Annotated in this window: 18 protein-coding genes; 11 read left to right on the top strand and 7 right to left on the bottom strand. The window is 35.8% G+C overall.

Going from position 1 to position 20482, the window contains the following annotated elements; translation table 11 throughout:
- Positions 1–16: 16 nt before the first annotated feature.
- The gene (locus KTV93_RS12335; RefSeq protein ID WP_218249262.1) at positions 17–1300 is read left to right on the top strand and encodes a TIGR00341 family protein; all 1284 of its coding nucleotides are present in this window, start codon (positions 17–19) and stop codon (positions 1298–1300) included.
- Positions 1301–1783: 483 nt separating this feature from the next.
- A complete protein-coding gene (locus tag KTV93_RS12340; RefSeq protein ID WP_218249263.1) occupies positions 1784–2206 on the top strand; it encodes an META domain-containing protein in 423 nt (140 codons plus the stop codon).
- A 171-nt stretch (positions 2207–2377) separates the two neighbouring features.
- On the opposite strand, the gene KTV93_RS12345 is transcribed toward KTV93_RS12340, so the two are convergent.
- The 3 genes from KTV93_RS12345 to KTV93_RS12355 all read right to left on the bottom strand — a co-directional run bounded on the left by KTV93_RS12345 (position 2378) and on the right by KTV93_RS12355 (position 5512).
- On the bottom strand, positions 2378–3007 hold the full coding sequence (locus KTV93_RS12345; protein WP_218249264.1) for a chloramphenicol acetyltransferase: 630 nt from the start codon (positions 3005–3007) through the stop codon (positions 2378–2380).
- A 596-nt stretch (positions 3008–3603) separates the two neighbouring features.
- Entirely contained in the window at positions 3604–4902 is a 1299-nt protein-coding gene (locus tag KTV93_RS12350; RefSeq protein ID WP_218249265.1) for a Fic family protein, read from the bottom strand.
- A gap of 403 nt (positions 4903–5305) precedes the next feature.
- The gene (locus KTV93_RS12355; RefSeq protein WP_218249266.1) at positions 5306–5512 is read right to left on the bottom strand and encodes a hypothetical protein; all 207 of its coding nucleotides are present in this window, start codon (positions 5510–5512) and stop codon (positions 5306–5308) included.
- Between the two features lie 276 nt (positions 5513–5788).
- On the opposite strand from KTV93_RS12355, the gene KTV93_RS12360 reads away from it, so the two are divergent.
- Positions 5789–8938 carry a DEAD/DEAH box helicase gene (locus tag KTV93_RS12360; protein ID WP_218249267.1) on the top strand — a complete coding sequence of 1050 codons (3150 nt, stop codon included), beginning with the start codon at positions 5789–5791 and terminating at the stop codon, positions 8936–8938.
- 49 nt (positions 8939–8987) lie between these two features.
- Here KTV93_RS12360 and KTV93_RS12365 read toward each other — a convergent pair whose 3' ends face one another.
- Entirely contained in the window at positions 8988–11459 is a 2472-nt protein-coding gene (locus KTV93_RS12365; RefSeq protein ID WP_218249268.1) for an AAA domain-containing protein, read from the bottom strand.
- A 348-nt stretch (positions 11460–11807) separates the two neighbouring features.
- On the opposite strand from KTV93_RS12365, the gene KTV93_RS12370 reads away from it, so the two are divergent.
- From KTV93_RS12370 to KTV93_RS12380, 3 genes are all read left to right on the top strand, one after another.
- The gene (locus KTV93_RS12370; RefSeq protein ID WP_218249269.1) at positions 11808–12917 is read left to right on the top strand and encodes an HNH endonuclease domain-containing protein; all 1110 of its coding nucleotides are present in this window, start codon (positions 11808–11810) and stop codon (positions 12915–12917) included.
- Positions 12905–13771 (top strand): bifunctional class I SAM-dependent methyltransferase/HIT family protein, encoded by an 867-nt coding sequence (locus KTV93_RS12375; protein WP_218249270.1) that lies wholly within the window; start codon positions 12905–12907, stop codon positions 13769–13771. The genes KTV93_RS12370 and KTV93_RS12375 overlap by 13 nt, the downstream gene beginning before the upstream one ends.
- A 182-nt stretch (positions 13772–13953) precedes the next feature.
- Complete coding sequence (locus KTV93_RS12380) at positions 13954–14361, top strand: hypothetical protein (protein ID WP_218249271.1); 408 nt, start codon at positions 13954–13956, stop codon at positions 14359–14361.
- A 48-nt stretch (positions 14362–14409) separates the two neighbouring features.
- Here KTV93_RS12380 and KTV93_RS12385 read toward each other — a convergent pair whose 3' ends face one another.
- The 3 genes from KTV93_RS12385 to KTV93_RS12395 form a co-directional block, all read right to left on the bottom strand.
- The gene (locus KTV93_RS12385; protein ID WP_218249272.1) at positions 14410–15087 is read right to left on the bottom strand and encodes a hypothetical protein; all 678 of its coding nucleotides are present in this window, start codon (positions 15085–15087) and stop codon (positions 14410–14412) included.
- A gap of 192 nt (positions 15088–15279) precedes the next feature.
- Complete coding sequence (locus KTV93_RS12390) at positions 15280–15654, bottom strand: hypothetical protein (protein WP_218249273.1); 375 nt, start codon at positions 15652–15654, stop codon at positions 15280–15282.
- Positions 15655–15849: 195 nt separating this feature from the next.
- Entirely contained in the window at positions 15850–16056 is a 207-nt protein-coding gene (locus KTV93_RS12395; RefSeq protein ID WP_218249274.1) for a hypothetical protein, read from the bottom strand.
- Between the two features lie 540 nt (positions 16057–16596).
- On the opposite strand from KTV93_RS12395, the gene KTV93_RS12400 reads away from it, so the two are divergent.
- From KTV93_RS12400 to KTV93_RS12415, 5 genes are all read left to right on the top strand, one after another.
- Positions 16597–17163 (top strand): hypothetical protein, encoded by a 567-nt coding sequence (locus KTV93_RS12400; protein ID WP_218249275.1) that lies wholly within the window; start codon positions 16597–16599, stop codon positions 17161–17163.
- 61 nt (positions 17164–17224) lie between these two features.
- Positions 17225–17356: a hypothetical protein gene (locus KTV93_RS12525; RefSeq protein WP_256118704.1), complete on the top strand. Its 132-nt coding sequence runs from the start codon at positions 17225–17227 to the stop codon at positions 17354–17356.
- Between the two features lie 79 nt (positions 17357–17435).
- Complete coding sequence (locus KTV93_RS12405) at positions 17436–18122, top strand: restriction endonuclease (RefSeq protein ID WP_218249276.1); 687 nt, start codon at positions 17436–17438, stop codon at positions 18120–18122.
- Positions 18123–18229: 107 nt separating this feature from the next.
- Positions 18230–18604 (top strand): hypothetical protein, encoded by a 375-nt coding sequence (locus tag KTV93_RS12410; RefSeq protein ID WP_218249277.1) that lies wholly within the window; start codon positions 18230–18232, stop codon positions 18602–18604.
- Positions 18605–18656: 52 nt separating this feature from the next.
- Entirely contained in the window at positions 18657–20471 is a 1815-nt protein-coding gene (locus KTV93_RS12415; RefSeq protein WP_218249278.1) for a KAP family P-loop NTPase fold protein, read from the top strand.
- Positions 20472–20482 lie beyond the last annotated feature (11 nt).

A 20482-nucleotide genomic window follows, 5' to 3' on the forward strand; every position in this document is an offset into this window, starting at 1 on the left:
ATATTTCACTGTTGATATGAACAAACTTTTTAACCTCCACAACGGCGAAGAGCGCAAAGAAAAAGTCCTGGAAAATGTACGCAACAGCATTTCTTTTTCGGGTTCCAATTTCTGGATTCTCGCGTGTGCCATCATGGTGGCTTCCATTGGGCTTAATGTAAATTCCACCGCTGTTGTCATTGGTGCGATGTTGATTTCTCCGCTGATGGGACCTATTGTAGGGGCGGGCTTTGCATTGGGCATCTATGACTCCGCGCTCCTGAGGAAATCGCTGAAAAACCTGCTTATTTCTACGCTGGTAGGTCTGCTGGTGTCCTCGCTATATTTTCTGCTGACCCCTTTCAAAGAAGCCCAGTCTGAAATTCTGGCCAGGACCGCGCCGAATATCTACGATGTGCTCATTGCTTTCTTTGGTGGTCTGGTGGGAGTGATCGCCGTAACCAGGGTTGAAAAAGGAAATCCGATTCCCGGAGTCGCCATTGCGACCGCTTTGATGCCGCCACTCTGCACTGCAGGATATGGTCTGGCAACCGGTGAATTGACTTATTTTGCCGGCGCCATGTTTCTTTATGCCATTAACTGTGTTTTTATCTGTATTGCCACCTTCATCATTGTAAAATATTTAAAATATCCTGCTGCCGAATTTGTAGATAAAAAAAAGGAATCCAGGGTCCGCACCTGGATTACCGTTGTCACGCTATTAATGATTATTCCCAGCGTTTATTTTGCCTACCGTTTCTTAGAGCAGCAAAGATTTTATGAACAGGTCTCCAATTTCATCACCAAAGAGTTTGAGGATAAGGGAAATACCATTGTGTACCGAAAGACTTTCTATAACACCAGTCCCAGGCGTATAGAACTTGCTTTTCTTACCCGTAAATTTACATCGGAGCAGATCAGGGACGAAGAAAGAAAACTGGCTGCATTCGGAATTACAGATACCCGCCTCGTGATCCGGCAGGACAGCGCTTTTCTTGCCCAGGCTTCGAAAATTCAGAATAATGAAGTGGCAAACGATGTTTCCAAGGTGGCAGCAGAACTCAATGCGAAAATGGATAAATACGTATTCCAGACAGATAATCTTTTCAGCGAAGCCAAAGCCATCATTCCGCAGCTTCAATCACTTTCAGCATCAAAGCAGGAAATTCTTTCCGACAGCGACAGCGCATCCGTGATTCCCGTCGCCATGTATGAAAGCGGGAATGCGCTTAGTGATGAGCAGACCAAAACGCTGCAGAACTGGTTGAAAGCCAGGCTGAAAGTTGATACGATTGAAATTTATAAGAGACCGTCGAAGTGATGGGTGATGGATGCCGGAAGGAGGGGTGGCTTTGGGAGCGTGCCGTTGCTTTAAGGGGGAAGCCAACAAGTAAAGTCGGGATAAACTACAGCAGGCCCTTCATAGGGGTGAGGATCTGCATTCAAGCACTAATGTGACTTTGGGAGTCTCCGCCAGGAAATCCCGAAAGCTGATCATTGTGACCCTTCGGGAGCCTCAGGGTCCGGGATTAATGCCTCAACGGTGGCTACGGGAGCTGAGCCACCGGAATCCGGCATCGTGAAGTGCGGGAAGCTTCAGCTGATCTCCGATATCTGAAGTGTCTTCACTCGGAGCATTCAGATCGAAAGCGGAAGGGCTGGTCTTATCATTTCTCTAACATGAAAACATAAAAACAGACAGGTATTCTTTAATAATTTTCCCTCCCAATATTTCTGTATTAAAAGGACTTTAGCACGGTTGTTGCCTGAGTGAACCCATTAAATAAATTCATCATCATCAATTATGAAAAAACACATTTTATTACTCATCGGGATCGTGTCATTAATTATGATGTCATGCAGTACGAATACGGTCCTGAAAGACCAGAAATTATATGCCAATGCCTGGGAACTTGAATACATCACGGGGCCAAGAATTACTTTTCAGGGATTATTTCCGGACATGAAACCTAAAATTCAGTTTACAGCCGGGTCGGATATGATTACCGGAAACAGTGGCTGCAACGGGTATTCCACTCAATTTACAGTGAAGGGAGACCTGATCTCTTTTGCTGATCCAGAACTCTCAACGATGATGTATTGTGGAGATGGGGAAGTTGTTTTCCGCAAGACAATGAAACAGATTGACCGTTACAGGGTAACCGACGGAAAACTGGAATTTCTGACGGGAGATGTCGTGATGATGAGATTTAAACCGGCGCTGTAACTCCTTACCGCATGTAAAAAGAGCAGGAAAATTAATTCCTGCTCTTTTTTTTGAGGTCACTGAATTGCCCCTCTGATCTGAATAAACCTCCAGCGGAAGGTACTTAAAGCTTTAATTAAATGTTTAGCATTTACTTCTCCAAAAAATGTAGCTCCGTTACCGGCGGTAATTCTATCCATGGTCCAGCAGCTTTTGAAATTCATTCAGATACTTTGCCAAATGAAAACCATCTGCTAATCCATGATGGGCTTCGATGGAAACCGGTAAATATTTCCTGCCATCCCGAATACTGAACTTGCCAAAAGTAACTTTAGGAACTGATTCTGTTCTGTCAAAATCCGTAGGATGCAACAGTCCGGTAAATGAAGTCCATGGAAGGGTAGAATGCCGGATGAGGTCTTTTTTTATATCATCATTGTTTAACCGTAAGCCGTTTGAGTTCTGAACGGCTCTGATTTCTTCCTGCAGTTCATTATTGAAGGTTTCGAAATCATCTGAAAAGCTGACAAAGGCAAATCCAAAAGTTCCGTCTGCTCTCCCAATTGTGCAGCCGGCATGCACGTTATCGAATAATACCACCTCATGATCAACAATTCTTAATTTCAATTCTTCAACTGAATTGATCGCAGCCATTGATTTGTGAAGATAGCAGGCAAAAAACGACCGTTCTTTTTCTTTAGCTTTTTTATACGCTGTCGTACAGTCTACCTCAGTTACAATACCAAAATAGGGGCTTGCCATTTTCGAGAAGAATTCATAGTGCTCCTTTCTGTTCCATTTTTCTGTGTCGATTACTTTCATTTGCATTTTTCAATTTAATATTGTGCTTGTTAATGACTGAATGTTCTCAAAATCCTTCTATCTGATTTCTTGTTCAGAGCGTTTTCCCGATTATTTGAATTCACATGCAAAATCGGGAGGGCACATCGGTGCGCTGTGATCACACTCGGTTTTTCAATCCAGAGATAAACACCTTATTTCCAGATGATCAACCGCATAGTCACTCAGAATCTCATTCAGTAACTCTTCTGTCAGATCAGGGCTCTCCAATAATACCGTTCTGAAAATTTCAGTTGTGTCTTCAGGGGTCAACTGATTGCGTTTTTAGGTATTGGGGAAAAGCTGCATGAAGGCTTTCGGGTTAATATTTCCAGTGGTTTTCATTATCAATTGATCTTTTTCTTTATTGAGGGCGGTTTTTATTTTCAGAATCAGATTACGGCTGTAGTGTTCACTTTTTCCGGTGACGCGCTGGATCTTTGGGGTATATGCAGACTCCCGTGATCCAGGATTTTATGATTTACGTTTGTTTACTGAAAAAAGTTTTGAAATTCCAATCGATATCTTTCGGTAGGAGGACTGTAGTACCGTGATTTTTTTGAAAGATGTTTCCTGTATTACAATTTATACCTTTTTAAGGTGTTTTCAAAAGCAGCAGCTTTTATAAAGTTTTGTTTCTGCTTGTTTACTTGGATGATTTCTAAAAAACCTAATTCCACTAATGATTTTAAGTCGGTTCTTGCCGTATAATTTGATATATTAAATCTTGCTTCCATTTCTTTAGTGTTCAGAATTCTATCCTGATCATCGTGAATAATTTTTAATATTTGTGCCATTCTGTCATTCACTCCCGGTATTTTCATAAACTTCGCGGCCTGAAACACTTCTTTCTGCTTATGACTGATATACTCTTTTAATGCGACAAATGATCTGTCCATTGTCTTAAGATGATAGGTTATGAAATAAGTCAGATCATTTTCATCAGTTTCTGTGTATAAGTACGCTTTCTCATATTGGGATTTGGTATCTTTGATAATTCTGGAGATCGACAGATATTCCGTTAACCAATACCCTTTTTTAAGCATATACCAATAAAATACAGCCCTCGCAGTGCGACCATTTCCATCTGTAAAAGGATGTATCCAGCCAATCATAAAATGAATAATGCAGCCTTTAATTATGGGATGGATAAACTCTTCACCATCCGTATTAAAAAATAGGCATAAATCATTGATGAGTATTCTAAGATCAGATTGTAAAGGTGGGGTATGTACAATTTCACTGTCAATATGATTTACTACATGTACATCATCATTTTCTCTGAATGCACCCTCATCTTCAGAATCTTCTAAGGTCTTATTTGTAATGAGATGATGAATATATAATAAATTTTCTACTGTTAAATCTTCACTTTTGTGCTGAACAATATATTTCATGGTCATAAAATTGTTCAAAATCATTTGTTCAGATTTGTTTCTCGGCTTTTTCTCCTGCTGAATCATTTCTTTAGCCTTTTTTCTCGTTGTGCTGGCGCCTTCCATTTGGCTGCTGGAAATAGCTTCTTCCATGATAGAGCTGATCATGAACTTAGTCTTGTCAGTTTCTGCAATACCAATGTTGCTTCCCAGTGTTCCACCGGTATGCATGTCAAACTGATGTAATGATTTTTGAATATAATCTGTTATAACATAATGAAAGGGATACGAATGAAATTTCACGGTTTTACTTTTTAACAATCTGTCTAACTTTATTGCACTCCAAAGTTCCAAAGGGGTGCAGTCTTTGGCTTTATATTTTATTTTATCCCAGTATAAATAATCATCCTGTATTTTCTGCAGACTTCCATTCATCTGAAACTTAACCATAAGCGGTATTGTCTGGTCCGTTTTTTCTATCTGAGGTGCCGGTTCAATCATTATTTTTGTAATAGCTATAGAATTCAAAGATAAGTAAAAACCTCGAGATTTTTTTAAAATCTCGAGGTTTTTACTCATTGTGGGTTTTTACACCGAAGGTGGTCAATGACAGATTTCAGATATCCTTGTTATTGACTACGTCGAATCTTCGATTTCTGAACGGAGCACAGCACAGTGAAGAATCTCTATAATTTAAAACCGATGACTTCCAGATGTTCAACCGAATAATCTTTTAAAATTTCATTCAGCAGCTCTTTGGTCAGGTCAGCTTTTCACTCCATTGTATCCCATTCCGAAACCGAATAGGCGATATGGTCAATGACAGATTACAGACTGGATATCCCTGTCATTGACTACATCAAATCTTCGATTTCTGAACGGAGCATAGCACAGTGAAGAATCTCTATGATTTAAAACCGATGACTTCCAGATGTTCAACCGAATAATCTTTTAAAATTTCATTCAGCAGCTCTTTCGTCAGATCAGAACTTCCCAGTAATACCGTTCTGAAAATCTCAATCCTGTCCTCAGGGGTCAATTGATTGAGTTTTTCGGTATTGCGGAAAAACTGCATAAAGGCTTCAGGGGTTATGTGTTCAGTGGTTTGCATGGTATATAATTTTTTTTCAGCTGTCGTGTGTTAATCTTGTAGGTACATCAATTTACTAAATACAAAGATCAACAAACAGATCCCTAAAGCATTATTCTTTCAGTATAAATTTCCAAATGGATCAATAGCAGTTCCACAATATTAATTACGGTAAACCGTAAAAAAGATATGATGAAATATTGTATTTTTATAAAAATTTGCATCTATGTGCTTACGAATGTAAAAATGGTCACTTGGCCACAATTTTTTACAAAAAAAGAAAGATAAGAACTGCTAATGGATCTAGGAATATATGAAAGTCTTATAACGGATACCCTGAAAAGCCGTTTAGATACGATTGATAGAAATGAATTTTATGTTGCTGATCAGAAAAGGTTGGATGCCGATGAGGCGGTTCATTTTCTGGCGATGCACTTGGGTACGGCAATTAAAAATGCACTTAAATTAATCAAGGCTGAGAAGAAAGACTTATTGGTTTCCAAACAAGTTGAAATCACCAACAATATTCTCAAATACCTAACCCAGGAAATTTCCCAATATGAATTCGCAGGGGATTTGATATATGCCGAAGGTCTCATTCTGGAAGGTGTTTTGGAAAAATTAAATTCAGACTACAGTGATGTGAAACTGCATTTAAGTGAGATCATGCCGCTCACTAGGCTTACTCAGAGTGAGCTTTTTACGGGCGGTAATGTAGGATTATCACTGGATGCGGAATTGAAGAAAGAAATCCGATCGTCGGATCGAATCGATTTATTAGTTTCCTTCATCAAATGGAAAGCCATAGTGATTCTGCGTGATGCTTTTGAGGAATTCACCAACCGGGGCGGAAAATTACGGATCATCACCACGACTTACATGGGAGCTACCGACGCCAAAGCAATCCATGAGCTCAGTAAACTTCCCAATACAGAGGTCAAGGTTTCTTATAACAATTCCAATGAACGCTTGCATGCAAAAGCCTATTTGTTTTTTAGAAACTCTGGCTTCCATACAGGCTATATTGGGTCTTCAAACTTTTCAAGGTCGGCGCTAACTGATGGTTTAGAATGGAATGTAAAAGTAACCACCAAGGAAATTCCGCACATTATTGACAAATTTCAAAAAACATTTGAATCGTATTGGAATAATGCGGAGTTTGAATTGTATGATGAATCAAAGTTGGAGCTCTTGGATGATGCCCTGCAAAATAATAAAATGGGAAAGGCAACCTTGGAAGTTGTCCGATTTTTTGATCTGAAACCCTACCATTATCAGTCAGAAATCTTAGAAAAATTAAAAGTCGACAGAACGGTTCATAATTCTTACAAGAATCTTATTGTAGCTGCGACAGGAACAGGAAAAACGATGATCGCTGCATTTGATTTTAAAAGATATTTGGCTGAAAATCCGAATGCTAAATTTTTATTTGTTGCCCACCGTATTGAGATTCTAAAACAATCATTACACACTTTTAGAAATGTCCTAAAAGACCAGAACTTCGGTGAGTTGTATGGGAACGGTTATGAACCAAAATATAAAAATGCAGTTTTTGCTACCGTGCAAACCCTAAGCAATTTAGATTTTGCGGCTTACAGTAAAACAACCTATTTTGACTATATCATTTTAGACGAAGCACATCATGGACAAGCCAATACTTATCAGAAAATAATCAATTACTTTGAGCCTAAAATTCTATTGGGATTAACAGCTACTCCCGAGCGAATGGATGGTAAAAGTATTCTGCCAGATTTCAATAATAAGATTGCTGCGGAGATCCGGCTTCCGGATGCGCTGAATAATAAGCTGCTTTGTCCATTTCAATATTTTGGTATTTCAGACGTTGTCGATTATTCACGGGTTAAATGGCAGAATGGAAAATATGATGCTGCTGAGCTGACCAATATTTATACTGCCAATGATATCAGGATAGGGGATACTATTAAAAATCTTAATGACTATACGAAGGATATCCACGCTGTTTCTGCCCTCGGATTTTGTGTAAGTATTGATCATGCAAAATTTATGAAGCGTAAATTTGAGGAGGCGGGCCTCAGTGCGGAATATTTGGTTTCTGAGAACTCGTCAAAAAGAGAAGAAATTATCCATTGCTTCACCACCAAACAGATCAATTACCTTTTTGTAGTCGACATTTTTAATGAAGGCATTGATATCCCGCAAATTGACACGGTTTTATTTCTTAGACCTACAGAAAGTCTAACCATATTCCTTCAGCAATTAGGAAGAGGTTTGCGTTTGTCAGACGATAAAGACGTGCTCACGGTTTTAGATTTTGTAGGCCAGGCAAGGGATGAATATGACTTTGAAAACAAATTCCGGGCATTAATCGGAAAGACAAATACTACCGTTCTCAAAGAGATCGAGCAGGATTTCCCGCATTTACCTTTAGGATGTTCTATTGTATTAGAAAAAAAAGCTAAAGATTTTATCCTGGAAAATATTCGAAAAGCAACTTCAATTAATAAAAGGCAATTGGTCTCAAAAATTCAGAGATTTCAGGAGCATACCCATTTAGAATTGACGTTAAGTAACTTTCTTACGTTTTATAACCTGCGACTACAACAGGTTTATAAAAATTATACGTTCACTGAGCTGTTAGAAGAAGCACTGCGAAAACCGTATGACAAAAGCAATCATGCAAACTATAAATCAATGCTTTCGAATAAGCTTATGGCTACGGAATCGCTGAGCTATTTTAAATTTATCTTGGAGCTGATTGATCATGACTTCGAATTCTCAAATTTGGAGCAATCAGAAACTAATACGCTATTAGCGACCATGCTTTTCTATGATTTCTACCAAAGTGCATCCAAAGAAATAACGCTGGAAGAGGGAATTAGAAAAATAGGGGATAACAATGACATGTTTAAGGAACTTTATGATTTCATTTCCTTCAAAATTGGGCAAATCAATTATGAGGAATTCCCACTTGAAGATCTTGCTTTTGCATTTCCACTGAAATTGCATTCCAGATATACGAGGGATCAAATTTTAGTGGCAATGCGGCTAAGCACCATGGAAAATAGAAGTTCAAGCCGCGAAGGAGTAGCAGAAAATAAGGAGCTTAATTGTGAAGCACTCTTTGTTAACTTGAAGAAATCGGAAGAAGATTTTTCACCTACTACGATGTATGACGACTACGCAATTAACGAATCCTTATTCCATTGGCAGTCACAGAACCAGACTGCAGCTACTTCGGAGAAAGGAAAGTCTTATATCGAGCAGCAGGATCGGGACAAAACCATCCTCCTTTTTGTAAGAGAATCAAAGACCGATGCGGATGGCTTTACCAAAGGTTATGTGTTTGTTGGACCTGTCAATTTCGTTGCATTCACTGGTTCGAAACCAATGTCAATTACTTGGGAACTCAAAAAGGAAATGCCGCATTTTCTTTGGCAGGAATCGGCGAAGCTAAGGGTGGGGTAAAACAAATAAGTTACAATGTCAAAAAATAAAAAATAGTGAGGGCATACGCTCAATTCTTTTGCACATCATTCAGTTTTCTAACTAGTCTTGCTTTTTCATTGCTCCCATTGGTATTAAATCGCAGTAGAGGTATATTATACTTTTCCAGAATTAGATCTTTTAACTGGTCCCGTTCCGCTTGACGGGTGCCAGACTTATGGAATTCAAATCCATCTACTTCAATTGCTAAGACTGGAGTTTTACTTACTTTATTATAAATAATGAAGTCCAGATGCGTTAAGGGATTACAAGCATATATTTTTTCTTCATCATTTAGCTTTTGAAAATCTCTTATCAGACTTCGTAATGGTAAGTGAAGTACTACATCATATTTGAGAAATTTCTCCTCTGTTAGGACGTCCCTAATTAAGATGTTCATCAAATTCTCACTATCATACTGCGAAACTTTGCCAGATTTCTTAATTAATTCAGCACGCTGTTCCTCGTAGCCTTTATACAAAAGATCGAAAATTGAATTCAATTCGCTTTTCACTACAGTAAAATTGTTGTATTCGATGTACTTTATTAAATCTGAAATATTGCTGTCGTTTTCTGATTCATTTCCGTTCACAACAACGATCAACTGATCTTTTGCACGCGACACCGCTACATTTAACCGATTGGGATTATCTGTAAATTCGGATATTTCATTGTCTACAGTGGATAAAATAATCACATCATTTTCTCGGCCTTGAAATTTATCTACCGTATCTGCCTTAATACTTGTTCCATTAAATGCCTGCTGCAGAGCAAATGTCTGGTTACGATACGGTGTTACAATGCCTAAATCTACTTCCTTAAGATTTTCGTTTGGTATAATCTCATCCTTAATTATATCTATTTGTCTCTGGTTCATCCGCTCTCTCGCATGATTCCCAGGAGGAGTTCGGTAAACGATAAGAGGAGATCGATCACTTGTGTTTTCAGTAAGAATGATTAATTGATTGCCGTAAAATTTCTGATTACAAAATTCAATGATTTTAGGATGGCAACGATAATGTTCTCTTAAAAGCGTTTTTGAAACATCTGGAAATAATTCGAGTACTGATGATAATAAACTGTGTTTTGAATAACGGAACGCCTCTTTAAGTTCATAAGAATCAAATATCGCATCTGTCTTCTCTTTAATATCGCTTGCAACCACATTAGGCAGTTGTTTAGTATCGCCCACTATTACCGCACGTTTAGCACAAGATAATGCCAATGCGCCAGTAGCTAAATCTACTTGCGAAGCTTCGTCAATAATTACATAATCATAAGTAATGCCTTGTGATAGTGTGTTACGGAGAGAGTAAGTAGTGCTCAAGATTACAGGATAGTCCTTGATGAACTCTTCGGAATTCCACTTAAGATCTGGTATATCATATTTTTTTCTTGTTCCCAATGTATACTTGTCATATAATTTTGACTTAAACAACTGCATCGAAATTTTGGTGTGTTCCTTCATTTTATTGTCAAAATCAAAGATTTTTAAGGAACCTTCCAACTTATGAATCAATTCTGTTAATTCGGAGATTTTAGTCGAATAGTATTTTGATTGCAGGATGAGAATCATCTTTTCTACAGGATGCTTGTAAAACGATTTGTCCTTTAATCCATATTTTAGGCGATAGCTAAATTTTCTGAAAAATGAAATACTTTTATACCGACTTAAATTTTCAATGTCGATCAAAAAAGCAAGGATAGAGCTCGATTTCAGATTTTTCTTTAATAATATAAATGTGTCTAATTTCTCTTTAAAGGTTTCCTGAAAATGATGGTACTCAGTTGTAATGTTTTCCAATTGCAATCTTGAAACTGCAAGTATATTAATTTGTTCAAGATATTCAATTAGTTCCAGGTGTAAAGTCGAGGCTTGCTCTTTCAAAACAATTTGATCCTCTTTTTGTAATTTAAAATTTGTTAAATCGGGAATTTCTAGCTGAGATTCAATGAATTCCTTTTTGTTTTGTGAATTTCCCAGCATTGCAGCAATAAATCCTATGCCGCTTTTCTCCAGTTTTTCGTACACATTTCTTGTAGCGGAATTATTACTTGACACAATAGCAACGCTTTGCCCATTCATCACGGTGTTAGCAATAATGTTTAAAATTGTTTGGGTTTTTCCCGTACCTGGGGGACCTTCAATAACGTTTAGGTTATTAGAAAAGGATTTATTAACTGCATCTTTTTGACTGAGATTAAAGCCAAAAGGGAAAATGTTACTTTTAACATCGTCAATAGGTTTTGGAAGAGTACCATTTAAAAAACTTGACAAAACATAGTCAGCTGGAATGTGTTTAATGCTATTATAGCTTTTAGAAAGAATGTTGCTACCTTCTTCAGTTTTTAATCCTACACTTTCCGCTGTGTCCTTCAAATAATTAAAAACACTGAATGCCTTGTCGTTACTTATCGCGGTCTTTACAATTTTCGCTCTGTGCTTACCATATGCAAATTCTTTATTACCGTTTTTAAAAACAATGATACATTTATCTTTCATATACGAATATCGAGCAATTCTATCTGTTTCGTCCTTTTCATCAATGTAAATCCGTTCTCGTGTAAGCGACATCTCCTAAAATATTTCTTTTAATTCTGTTACGTTTAGTTATTTACTAAAACCCCTTTTTAACCGCGGAACCTGAGTATTAGTCCAATCCAAATTTACGCATTCTCGTACACAAGTACATAGATAATTTCTCCCTTTTTATTTCAGGTCAAAGGGGGCATCCTTTAATTGATTATTCATTTTCTTTTGTAACTTTAAAAGCATTTTGTCTTGATAGTTAATTTTCTATAAAATTATTTGTGACCAGCATGTATTACCCTAAAAATCAGTTTTCCGTTTATGAATAGCGAAGTTTTTTCAAACATTAGCAAAATTATCGAAAGAGACAGTAAATCTACCACCTATAAATTTGCTCTACTGCGTGGTGTTATTGATATTATACAAGACAATTCGCCATTTATTACATTTGACAAAACGCGTGTAGAATTTCCTACTGGGTTACTTGTGGAAAAATGGTTATTGTATTATTATCCTGTACTACAGTCAGAAGCATTAATACCTCAAATTAATGGTGAAGCCAAATTAGCATTCAGCAGTCCATTTTTAAAAATCATTGCAGAGTATGAATCACGAGGTGGCTTTTCTGCATTTTATAATGACCTGCGAAATAAGGGTATCCCCGCAGATTTAAATAATGACTTTTTTGAGCTAGCAAGAAAAATCAGAGATACTATTACTAGTATGCCAATGAAATATATTGGCCGTTCGATAAGCAACGAATTTTATTCGATATTCAGTTATGAGAATAAAGCCGTTAAAAGAAATTTAAATCTTGACCTTCAAAGGTTGATCAGTGAATTTGGAACTTTTTCAATCCCACTTGAATACTATGAAGCATTCAGAATTTTGGGAAGTTTCATCAACGGACAAGACTCTATTCTTTTTAAATGGGCTGAGTTTTCTGTTAATGCCTCCCGAAATAATCTGTCTGTTCAAAAAGTTCTTAACGAAGTTCTAAAAAGTCCTATTACTGAAAGAAATATTGCTGAATCAAAAAATCTTTACAGGGCAATTCTTAAAAAAGAGGGAGCGGTATTTTGTGTATGGACGGGAAAAAAAATTGCAAAGTATGATATTGACCATTTGATACCGTTTTCGGTTTGGAAAAACAATGATCTTTGGAATTTACTTCCTTCAGAGGCAATCACAAACAATAAAAAGCGGGATAAAATTCCAACTCCTGATATGATTGAAAGGCAGAAAGATCTAATTCTTGAATATTGGGAAATTATTTTTGAAAACCAGGCAACCAGATTTCAAAAAGAAATTCAGGTTTCACTTTTAGGCAATCACGCATTTGAGGAGTGGAAAAATGTTGGAATATCACAATTACAAAACAGTTGTCATTACTTAATTGAAAACAGAGGTTTTGAAGGATGGAAAATTTAAAAGGAAATCCCAACAGTCATCTTACCGCTAAAGAAAGGGATAATCTTTCCTTTCCGGCCAAAATACTTTTTGAAAGGAAATTTCTTCATGGAAGAATATTGGATTTTGGTTGTGGCTTCGGCAATGATGTGAAAATTCTTAGTGCTAAAGGACTTGATATTAAAGGGTATGACAAACATTACTTTCCAAATTATCCTTCGGAAAAGTTTGACACGATAATTTGCTTCTATGTTTTGAATGTCCTTCTACCCGAAGAACAAAGTACTGTTTTAATGGAATTGTCCAGATTGATTAAGCCAACAGGAAAAGTTTATATAACGGTACGAAGAGATATTAAATTTGAAGGTTTTAGAACACATAAAATGCATCAAAAGAAAACTTATCAGTGTAATGTAATACTGCATTCCAAGTCAGTTTTCAGGAACGAAAACTGTGAGATCTATGAATACCAGCATTACAATCAACTTCCCAAAATTTCGGATAATCATTGCCCTTTCTGTTATCCAGATTCAGACCGAGAGCTTGTGGTAGAATCTGCAACAGCGTATGCGATATACGATAAATTTCCTGTTAGCGAAGGACACGCACTGGTAATACCTAAACGACATTGTGCAGATTATTTTGAGCTTTCATTTAAAGAACAATCGGCGTGTATGTTTTTACTCAGTAAGGTCAAGGAAATTATTTCCTCCGATTATCATCCTGATGGTTTCAACGTCGGAATCAATATTGGAGAATTTGGGGGGCAAACTGTTGATCATGTACACATCCACTTAATTCCACGCTATAAAGGTGATGTCGCCAATCCCCGAGGTGGAGTTCGGGGAGTGATTCCTTCAAAAAAAGAGTATTGATTAGACGAAGAGAGCACAGGGTGGAATGATTACCGACAGGGAAAAGATGATGACAGTATTTTTCAGGATGCCACTGCGGAAATTCAAAGTATTTTATCTAGCGCGGAATTCGAAAAAGAAAGTTTCGAAACCAAAACCATCCGTTTCGAGATGGACATCATTAAATCGAAAAAGATTTGGCGATGGAAAAGTGTGAACTTTACAATAAGTTTTCAAAGAATAAAAATTTTACGGTTTTTCAGGAAGGGGAGGAATGGCTTTGCCGGTGCGATAACTTTAACGATGGGGTGGATCTGATTATTGAAAATAACAGAGTCTCGCTGAATTTTAATTTTGATGAATCCCGGATTTTGGATATTTATTCCGAATTAAAAACAAACCGTTATCACCGAAATGGTGATTACAGGATCGTGGAGTGCTTCCGGATGTTCTGGACTTATCACAAGTCTTCGCCTACACTTTATGCCAACGCTACACACCCAATATGGTCCTATTCGACAAACAGTAATGAGTTCCTGGAAGGATACTTCCTAGGGTTGACGGAGTTTTTTAAGATTTTGAAACCGGAGATCTTAAGGACTAAGGTATAAAGCTAGCCACGCGATGAAATCGCGCGGCAGCGGGGGATTGTTTCGCTTTTATAAGTCCTCACCATTTGCATTATTGTATTCATTGTCATAATACATCGTAATATTATATCTACCAGAATTTTCGGTAATCATATACCACACAACCTTCTTAGTTTGTGTTTGTGCAAAATAGGATGAATAATCTTCTATAATCTGGTCTCTAAACTCGCTGCTTATATCAACTAGTTGCTCTGGTGGATATTTAGAAGAAATAAAAGATTGCAGATCTTCTGGTGTTGAATCAGATATCTGATAATATATTGCTTCATAGCGTTTGTCTTTTACAAGCATTTGAAACGAGATATCCTCATCATCAGAAATTTCACATTTTGCATCTGTTACCGCATGAATATATTTTTTGTTATTGCTGAATTGTTGACAAAGATTATTATATCTTATCTTAATATCACTTTCATTTCTCGTATTTACATCTGTCACCATAATTCTATAAACTTTATTATTATTTGTAACAACATGTATGTTTACATCTGTTCCATTAAACTCCCCACTTAATACATCTCTAGAATTTGGATTGTTTTTAAAACCTTTTGATTTTAATTTGTTTAACATTTCATCTTTTGATCCGTCAATTGGAATACCGAGAAACATTGTGACATCTTTCTGTGCAAATAAATTTGAAGTTACTAAGAGTAGGGTGAAAAAAAATAGAAAATCAAATTTCCTCATAGTTCATAAGTTTTAGGATATAATTTAATAATTGGTTAGAATGCGGTTGGGTATTGATGATAATTGTTATAACTGTTTTTTTGTAACAAAAGTACAATAAGCAAAAATCTTCGAGATGTAAACTTCAACTTGCTATTAGAAATACGGTAGCTGAAAAGCGTCCGAGACTCCCGTTCACAGCGTAGCTAAAGTTTAGTTATCAGCCGCAGGTTTTTTTTTATTTTTCAATAAGTAATGATATACGTTCTGATTTCCTAGGGTTATTGTATATGCACTTACAAAATCATAACCATTTTTTGACATAAAATTTAATGCATCAATCATTGAATTGAAATCTACTGCTTTTCCTTCTGTGTCTTTTACTATGGTTTCTTTTCCTGACGAAAAGAATTTTGTTCGTTGTCCAAAATCAATTTCAATAGTCAGTTTTGTGCTTAATAATTTGGAAGTTCCAACAATTTGTACGTATTCAACGTCAATATCTTGTAATGGAACATCATTCACAGTTTGAGCTTTCAATGTTATTCCGCAAATAAGGATTAAAGCAGAGAGTAGTATTTTCTTCATCAAGTTAATTTATAGTGAATAGTTTTTTGCTTATTCTCAAATATCCGAATATAATATTTTCTCGCCAAGTTTTAAAACACTTTTACGCACTGATTTTTATCAGCAAAGCAGTTACTACCCATTATCAGACATATTATATTTACTTTGAGCGATTGATTTGAAGTAGTTATTTAGATCAAAAAACTGCTTGCATTTTTAAGAGGTGTGACACTCATTAGAACATGTCTTGCACCCGTTGGATTTTGTATAAGTTTTCTTTGCTTCCTTAACTGCCTCTTTACAGGTGCTGAACGTACCCAAATATTTTCTGTTGACGGCTGAGGGCAGATAGGTGCACGTTGTATGATGAACCTCATGGTCGCCGTTGCTCTGTGCATTCTTATTCACATAGTAATTTTTCATGTTATTTTTTTATTGGTAAGTAAACTAAAAGTATAAAGATATTAAGAGGTCACATTACGGAAAACCGTAATTTTTCTTTCAATAAAATATCCTATTTTTATAAAAATTTCAAATTGGTTACATAAACCATAAAATGATTGCTGTATGACCGTATTTTTATTACTTATTATTTTTGTACTCATCCTCGTTATAGTAAACAAGATTAAGCACAGGAAGGGCGGCAATGCACCTCTTGTTGGATGGGAGCTGCATAAGCAGTGTTTAAAACTTCAGATTAATAAAGTATACCCCATAGAGCGCGGTCAGTTGAAATTTTATGTTGATATAAATACCGTGGAACTCCTATTAAAATGTTAAACTATCATAGACCTACAATGAAAAAAACTTTTACACTACTTGCAATTATTTGCTCGTTGACAGCTTACTTGTGATCGCGGCGGGTGGCAAAAAAACGTGTGCCACGTGAGCAATTTTTTCCACCAGTACAATTAAAAGATTATTTACTGATATAATATCTAAATGAACAACCATAAACTAAGCATGAAACTAACTCTTTTCTATTCATTCCTTTTAGGGTCAATATTTTGCAATGCCCAGACTTTTAATTATTCTAAATGTATTGCAAATGCTACCCAGATACCTTTGTCGAAAATTAAAAAACAGATACAGCTCAATAGGGAGGTAAGTGATCTAAAAAAACTTAGCCCCGACAAAGATGCAAATGATATAGAATGGACTAAAATTAAAAACAGTTGTAATGAATCCTATGGAGACCACCCTGATTTTAAAGAAAGTGAGCTTTATAACAGATTTTTTAATTCAATTGGAGCGAGCCGGTTATATGACAGTCAGGTGTTAATCACTATCGCGCCCAATGTAATAAAGCAGTACGTTTGTTTAAAAAACAACTATGGTCTGCGATATGACATCGAACCGGAATTCCTCAGTGAAGAAGAATATTTTAAAAAATATCCAAATCCGGAAGATAACTATGATCCCACTCGATACTCTTTTATGCAATCTCTTATGAATAAGGGTTATAATTACAGATTAGCCGCACAAAAACAATTTCCTAAATGTATCACTAAAAAAGAAGTTGACTGGTAGTGATGTTGTCAGCCGCCAGAATGACAAAACGCAGATTAAAACGAACAAAACAAAAAGCATAATGTCAAAATCAAGATCACAGAAGATTGCCGAGAAAACAATCTTTGCCGCATTTCAAATTATAAGTGAAAATGGTGGCGAAATGAGGGGGAAGGAGGTCGTCGATAAAAATCCGTCAGACGGTAACGTTTGATGAATACGAAAGCCACCGTTACGAAAAAACAGGCTACATCCGCTGGGAATCGATCCTTCATTTTTATACCATCGATTGTATGAAAGCCGGTTTTCTGCGCAAACAAAAAGGGATCTGGACGGTTACAGCAGAAGGGGAAAAAGCAATGGCACTGGGACCCGAAAAGTTCCTGTATACCGCTACAAAACTGTACCGGGAGTGGGATGGAAAACGTAAAGCTGTGGATACAATTGAAAATGATCTTGGGAACGGAAGTGAAGAAGATACCATTCAACTGCAGAAATCACTTCTGAGTCAGTATGAAGAAGAAGCCTATAACGGAATCCGTGATTATATCTGCTCCAAAAACCCTTATGAATTTCAGGATTTAGTCGCCGAACTGTTGAAAGTGATGGGTTATTATATTTCAGAAGTGGCAAAAAGAGGACCTGATGGTGGTATCGATATTATAGCTTACACCGATCCTTTAGGAACAAGACATCCAAGAATTATCGTACAGGTGAAACACCGTACTAACGATGCTGTCTCAAGTGATGAAGTGCAGAAACTGGCTGGAACTTTAAAAAGAAATACCGATGTCGGAATATTTGTGACCTCTGGGACATTTTCTAAACCGGCAATAAAAGAAGCCCGTGATTCCAGAGAGCATATTGAACTGATTGATTTTGAAAGACTGGTATCGCTCTGGCAGTCCTACTATGATAAATTGGAAGATCCACAAAAGACCTATTTACCTTTGCATCCCATTTATTTTGTAGGGGAATGATGACTCATTTTCATTTGTGAAAAATTCCTCTTTTGCTAAAACTTTAGGATGCCATATAAAAAGAACATATTTAAAGGAAAAAGATTCTACAATAACTGTTAGCCATAATGAATAATAATATTCACCAATTCAGAGATTCATTTAATAAAGTTTATACTTTAATTGGTTCTTCTGAAGCTTTACCTAACAATATTCCCAATATAAGAATTTGTAGATTTTACGGAAAAAACGAAGATGAAGTAAATTTTAAAACAATTGCTTATGCTTGCCCTGAATTATTAGGGCAGAATAGTCTTATCATCTATGATGAATGTGAGTCCTATAATGAACAATTCAGCAAATATGAAAGCCATTTTTCCCAATTTTTCTTACCGTATTTATCGGTCGTGGGAGTTAAAGGGGAAAAGAAAGTTCCTAGTTTTCAATCTAGAAAAGATCATGATGAAAATACAAGGACATCTCTAAAATTATTTAAATTATAAACTTAATTTGAAACATTATCTTTATAAATAATCTCATTTTAAACAAAAACTTATGTGGAAAGACAGCGAAACTAATTTAGACCTATTAAACTTTGATTATCTAGTTGAAGTTACAAAAGATATAATTGAAAATGAAGATTTGTCTCCCTGCACAATTGGGGTGTATGGAGATTGGGGAAGTGGAAAATCTAGTTTGGTAGAGATGATTTTAAAATCCTATGATGGTAATGATGATTTTTTATGTATAAAATTTAATGGTTGGTTGTTTGAAGATTATGAAGATGCTAAAACAGCTCTTTTGGGAACAATCATAGATAAAATCAAAGAGAAAAGAAAACTTTCTGCAAAAGCTAAGGCTGGAGTTAAGAAGCTTTTGGAGAATATAAATTATCTCGATTTAGCAAGTAAAGGTCTAAAATACGGAACTGATTTTTTTCTAACTGGTGGATTAGGAACAATAGCGGATATAACAATAAATCAAATTGCTTCAAAATTAAAATCAGCAGGTCAAGAAGTTAATGATGAAGAAATAAAAAAAGTTCTTGAAGGAACTTTTTCAAAAGAAGAAACGAGAAAAAATTTAAGAGAGTTTCAAAATGACTTTGAAGAATTACTCAAAGAAACCAAAATTAAAAAACTAGTTGTGTTTATTGATGAACTTGACAGATGTAATCACGATACAATTCTTGAAACTCTTGAAGCTATAAGACTGTTTTTGTTTACAAAAGGAAGTTCATTTATAATAGGTGCGGATGAAAGGCAAGTAATGTATGCTGTGGGTAAAAGATTCCCTGAAGTTAAAGGAAATCATTTAGATATTGGTAAAGAGTATCTTGAGAAGATGATACAGTATCCTATAAAAATTCCACAACTTGGCGTTCAAGAAATGGAATTCTATATTACTTCCTTATTTCTTCAAGAAGCTTTTGAAAAAGAATATTCTGAAATTATAACTTTTCTAAAAGAAAAAAGAGAAGAGGATTTTATTAGGTTCGAGATTACTTATGAATTAATTAAGAATAAGTTTGAAGAAATTAATGATAACAAGCTAAAAGATGTTTTATCAATTTCTAAGCAACTTTCATCTGTACTATCTAATAGATTAAATGGAAATCCAAGACATTGTAAAAGATTTCTTAATTCTTTATCTATGAGGATGAAGATGGCTAAATTTAAGAAGGTAACATTAGATAAAAAGGTTCTAGCAAAATTAATGTTAATAGAGTATTTTCAAGATGATGTCTTTAAAAAAATTGGAGAGCTCCAAGCTAATGAAAATGGAAAGCCTTTAGAAATTAAGTTAATTGAAGAAGATAGGTGGGAAGATGTAGAAACGTTAAAACTATGGAAGGATGATACATGGTTAAAAAATTGGATTAATTCGGAACCAAGATTATCTGATATTGATTTACAAAACTATTTTTATTTTACAAGAGAAAGCTTACAAGCAACTTTTTATAAATCATCTTTTGCTCTTAGTACAGAAGGCGAAAATATTTTGGAAAGATTACAAGGAGGTTCTGACTCTTTAAGAAGTGAGGCAATTAAAAAATCTCAAAATGTTAGTGATTTCGAAGCAACAGAGATTCTAAAGACAATATTTAATATCATACAGTCATCATCAACCATAGATACACAATTATTCAAGTCTTTCTTAGAGTGGTCAAAAACAAGAGCTTCACTCTATTCTGACTGCTTGTCTAAACTTACTACACTTCCATCTCAATCTATTAAAATTAGTTTTATTCCCACTGTTTTTGACTTTGGAAAAAAGATAGATAAATTACATGAGGTACAAGAACTAGCTAAAAAATGGAGCCAAGAGAACCCTAAATTAAAAAAAGCAATTGAAGAAGAATTAAAATAAAAACTAAAAAA

The sequence above is a fragment of the Kaistella faecalis genome, from assembly GCF_019195395.1.
Classification (GTDB): domain Bacteria; phylum Bacteroidota; class Bacteroidia; order Flavobacteriales; family Weeksellaceae; genus Kaistella; species Kaistella faecalis.